Source organism: Nostocoides jenkinsii Ben 74, from assembly GCF_001046875.1.
In the GTDB taxonomy this organism is placed as follows: Bacteria; Actinomycetota; Actinomycetes; order Actinomycetales; family Dermatophilaceae; genus Nostocoides_A; species Nostocoides_A jenkinsii.
In genome coordinates this window covers 3,695,617-3,699,557 of sequence record NZ_HF571038.1, presented here as the reverse complement: position 1 = coordinate 3,699,557, position 3,941 = coordinate 3,695,617, and the positions used below count along the sequence as shown (strand labels likewise).

Annotated in this window: 3 protein-coding genes and 2 pseudogenes; 3 read left to right on the top strand and 2 right to left on the bottom strand. The window is 67.7% G+C overall.

Features of this window, described 5'->3' with window-relative positions; translation table 11 throughout:
* Positions 1 to 288 (bottom strand): DUF3560 domain-containing protein (locus BN13_RS19810; RefSeq protein ID WP_162200000.1); only part of this gene is annotated, 288 nt, incomplete at its 3' end.
* A 406-nt stretch (positions 289 to 694) separates the two neighbouring features.
* Positions 695 to 907 (bottom strand): hypothetical protein, encoded by a 213-nt coding sequence (locus BN13_RS17640; protein WP_048548533.1) that lies wholly within the window; start codon positions 905 to 907, stop codon positions 695 to 697.
* A gap of 103 nt (positions 908 to 1,010) precedes the next feature.
* Here BN13_RS17640 and BN13_RS17635 point away from each other — a divergent pair.
* The 3 genes and pseudogenes from BN13_RS17635 to BN13_RS17625 all read left to right on the top strand — a co-directional run.
* Positions 1,011 to 1,529 (top strand): annotated as a pseudogene (locus BN13_RS17635) (ISL3 family transposase); the annotation flags it as partial.
* Positions 1,530 to 2,113: 584 nt separating this feature from the next.
* Positions 2,114 to 3,574: a group II intron reverse transcriptase/maturase gene (gene ltrA / locus BN13_RS17630; protein ID WP_048548392.1), complete on the top strand. Its 1,461-nt coding sequence runs from the start codon at positions 2,114 to 2,116 to the stop codon at positions 3,572 to 3,574.
* Positions 3,575 to 3,689: 115 nt separating this feature from the next.
* Positions 3,690 to 3,941 (top strand): annotated as a pseudogene (locus BN13_RS17625) (transposase); the annotation flags it as partial.

Genomic DNA, 3,941 nt, shown 5'->3' with positions numbered 1-3,941 from the left:
GGCGGCCGCCGTGGCCGCGCGGGCGGTGCGCTCCTGGTGTTCGATGCTGGCGTCCATGTGCGAGCGGATCTTGCGGGCGTCCCGCTCGGCCCTGGCCTGGGAGTGGTGACCGAGCAGGATCGGCTGCCCGAACGGGATCCCGTCGGCGATCTTGCGGGAGGCCGCGTACCGGTCGTCGGCCTTAGCCTGCTCCCGGGCGGCCCGGTCCCCCAGTCTCACGGCCCGCTCCTGGGATCGTTCGACGCGGCGCAGCTCGGCCTGGTCCCCGGTCGTGGTGTCGATCGACACCTCGACCTCGAACCCGGCCGCCCGCAGCTGGGTCGCGGTCTGCTCGATCAGCGACCGCTTCGGCGCCGCGTCCCTGCTGCGCGGAACGAACCACAGCCCGATGCTGCGCCCCCACCGCCAACCCAGCCCCCTTGACGACCTCGGCCGAACCGTCCCCTCGGGACGTCCCGTGCAACAAGGTGCCCTCGGCCTCGGCGTGCTCAATGGTCAACGTCATGACCCCTCCTCGGGTCTCACCAAGCGATGGTCAGTCGCTCGAACTTTGGTTGGTGCCTTCGACACTAGCCGCCCCCCACCGACACCGCGGCGACCCACAGCCGAGCCGGTCGGCATGGGGTGGCGTTGGGTGGGGACGGTGCGCCGGCGGCTTGGGTTTCTTGCCGCCGGCGCACCGGTTGGGGTGGGGTCAGTCGGCGTAGACCTCGCACACGTCCCAGGTGATGTTGTCCTCCCCGAGCACGGCCCAGACGTCATCGCGGGTGAGTGCGTCGGCGGCCTCCTCCTCGCTGGTGGCGGTCAGGGTGACTCGGACGGTGGCGCTGACCTCGACCTCGAGGTCGTACTCCCGGCTCCTGCGAGGCAGCCCCACCCGATCCATGAAGTCGTCAAACTGGCTCATCACAGATAAGGGTGTAGGGCTGGGCGGCGCGTCGGTCGCTGGGTAGGGGTCGAGGCCCCCTGAGGATGGAAGTTCTGACACTGCCCATCCGGAGGACCTCGACGTGGTTGACGCTACCTTCGCTTGCCCTGACCTGACGACGTTCGCCCGCCTCGATGGGCTCGGGCTGGTGGTGACCGGTCAACGGGTCGAACCCGATCGGGCGGTGCTGGCGTGCCGTGTTGTCGAGGATGACCGATGGTGTCGACGCTGCGGTTGCGAGGGCACGGCCCGGGACAGCGTGGTCCGGGAGTTGGCGCACGAACCGTTCGGGTGGCGACCCACCACGCTGTCGGTGACGGTCCGCCGCTACCGGTGCGGCGGCTGCGCTCACGTGTGGCGCCAGGACACGAGCAAGGCCGCCGACGCTCGCGCGAAGGTCTCCCGGGCCGGGTTGGCGTGGGCCTTGACCGGCCTGGTCGTCCAGCACCTGACCGTCGCTCGGGTCGCCGAGGCGCTCGGGGTCGCGTGGAACACCGCCAACGACGCCGTCCTGGCCGAGGGGAAACGGGTCCTGATCGCTGACCCGGCCCGGTTCGACGGCGTCGCTGTTGTCGGGGTGGACGAACACGTGGTGCGCCACGAGGCGCTGTTGTTTCGAATGGAGGTGAGAGACCTACATCGCTTGGCCGTCGCAGCGGCTGGGTGAAGCTGGCGGCAGCCTGAACCGGGGAACGCCGGGGAGGGTGGGAGCAGCCGCGACAAAGTCAGGACGGTTCGGCACTACCGGACGGGCCGTGCCTGGTGAGCAAGACGGGAAGGTGTACGCAAGGAACCGGTGTCGTAAGACCTCTTCATCGTCGACCAGCTCGAACCCGGTGGATCTGGGCTGGTGTGCGGTGCGTACCTTCCTCCGCGCCTGCCAGCCAGGCGGGTGTCGGGGGCGGGGAACTGTCAGGACGGTGACATGTGCCGGGCCTGGCAGGTCGTGGTGAAGGCCTGCGGAGTAGCCACGACGAGACCGCAGGGGCAAAGCCGGGCACCTCGCCCGTTGACCGAACAACAGTGAACGTGGGAACCACCTGTGACTGTTCCTCTTCTTGAAGGGGATAGGCCCGTTGCCGGCTGAAGGTCGCAGGTGGGGCGGAGCCGCCGTAGTACTCCGAGGCCGGGAGAGCCGGTCGCATGGGGAAGGGCGGCAGCGAGAGGAAGCAAGGAGGAACTGTGATGTCCGAAGATGCGCTGGTGAATACCGGCGCCGTGATCTGGCCCGAGCATGACTGGGCGCAGGTGACGGTACGGAGGATGCAGGCCAAGCTGCATTGTTGGGCGGCCGGGGATCCCGGTCGCCGGTTTGACGACCTGTACAACCTGGTCTGTGATCCGGCGTTCCTGGTCGTGGCGTGGCAACGCGTCGCGGGCAACGTCGGGGCACGGACGGCCGGGATCGATCGGGCCACGGTGGCTGCGATCGTCTCTCGGTTCGGGGTCGAGGAGTTCCTGCAGCATGTCCGTGACCAGTTACGGTCGCGGACATTTAGCCCGGTCGAGGTACGTCAGGTGATGATCCCCAAGGCGAGCGGGAAACTGCGCGCGTTGGGGATCCCGACCGTGACGGACCGGGTGGTGCAGGCTGCTCTGAAACTGGTGTTGGAACCGATCTTCGAGGCGGACTTTGCGCCGTGCTCGTACGGTTTCCGGCCGAACCGGCGCGCGCAGGACGCCATTGCCGAGATCCACCACTTCACCACCAAGTCTTACCACTGGGTGGTGGAGGCCGACATCGAGGCGTGTTTCGACATGATCGATCACGTCGCGTTGATGGACCGGGTCCGGGCAAGGATTGGCGACAAGCGAGTGCTGGGGCTGGTCAAGGCGTTCCTCAAGGCCGGGGTGATGACCACCACCGGCACCCGCGAGGCGACGCACACCGGCACCCCGCAGGGCGGGATCCTGTCTCCGCTGTTGGCGAACATCGCGTTGTCGGTGCTGGATGAGCACTTCATGTCGAAGTGGGACCAGCAGATGGCGACCGAGGTCTGCCGACAGCGCCGGAAGCGACAAGGCAAGGCGAACTACCGTCTGGTCCGGTACGCGGATGACTTCGTCATCCTGGTCACCGGGCAGCGCGAACACGCCGAGCAGTTGCTCAACGAGGTGGCGCACGTGCTGGCCCCGATGGGGTTGCGACTGTCACCGGAGAAGACCCGCGTGGTCCACATCGACCACGGCTTCGACTTCCTCGGCTTTCACATCCAACGGATGCGGAAACGGGGCAGCAACAAGTGGTTCGTGTACACCAAGCCCTCGAAGAAGGCGATCGCCTCGATCAAGAGCCGGGTGAAGACCATGACCTACAGGGCGACCTTGCACCACGACCCCGGGTACCTTCTGGACTACCTGGGTCGGGTGCTACGAGGGTGGGCCAACTACTTCCGACACGGCGTGTCCAAGGCCACGTTCTCCGCGATCGACTCCTACACGTGGGAGCGGATCACGGCATGGCTACGGAAGAAGCACCGCATCGGCTGGCCAGAACTCCGGCGCAGGTTCTGCCTGCCCGGGACCTGGCGGCTCGCCGTCGATGGGATCAGGTTCAAGGGCGCAGCCAGCGTCCCCGTCATCCGGTACCGCTACCGCGGCTACCAGATCCCGACCCCATGGACACCGACAGCCACCACTGGCTGAACAACAACCACTCGTGGAGAGCCCGGTGCGGTGAGAATCGCACGCCGGGTTCGGCGGGCGGCCCGGGGAAACGGACCCCGAGCAATCCGGGCACCGCGCCCCGGGCCGACCCAACTGGCGGCACACCCGCAAGGGCGGCAAGTACGTCACCGTCGTCATCGACCTCACCCCGATCCGCGACGGCACCGGCCCCGCCCGCCTGTTGGACATGGTCGAAGGACGGTCCAAGGCCGCGTTCAAGTCCTGGCTCGCCGACCGGCCACAGGCGTGGCGCGACGCCATCGAGGTCGTTGCGATGGACGGGTTCACCGGGTTCAAGACCGCCACCAGCGAAGCGCTCCCCGAGGCGGTGACCGTGATGGACCCG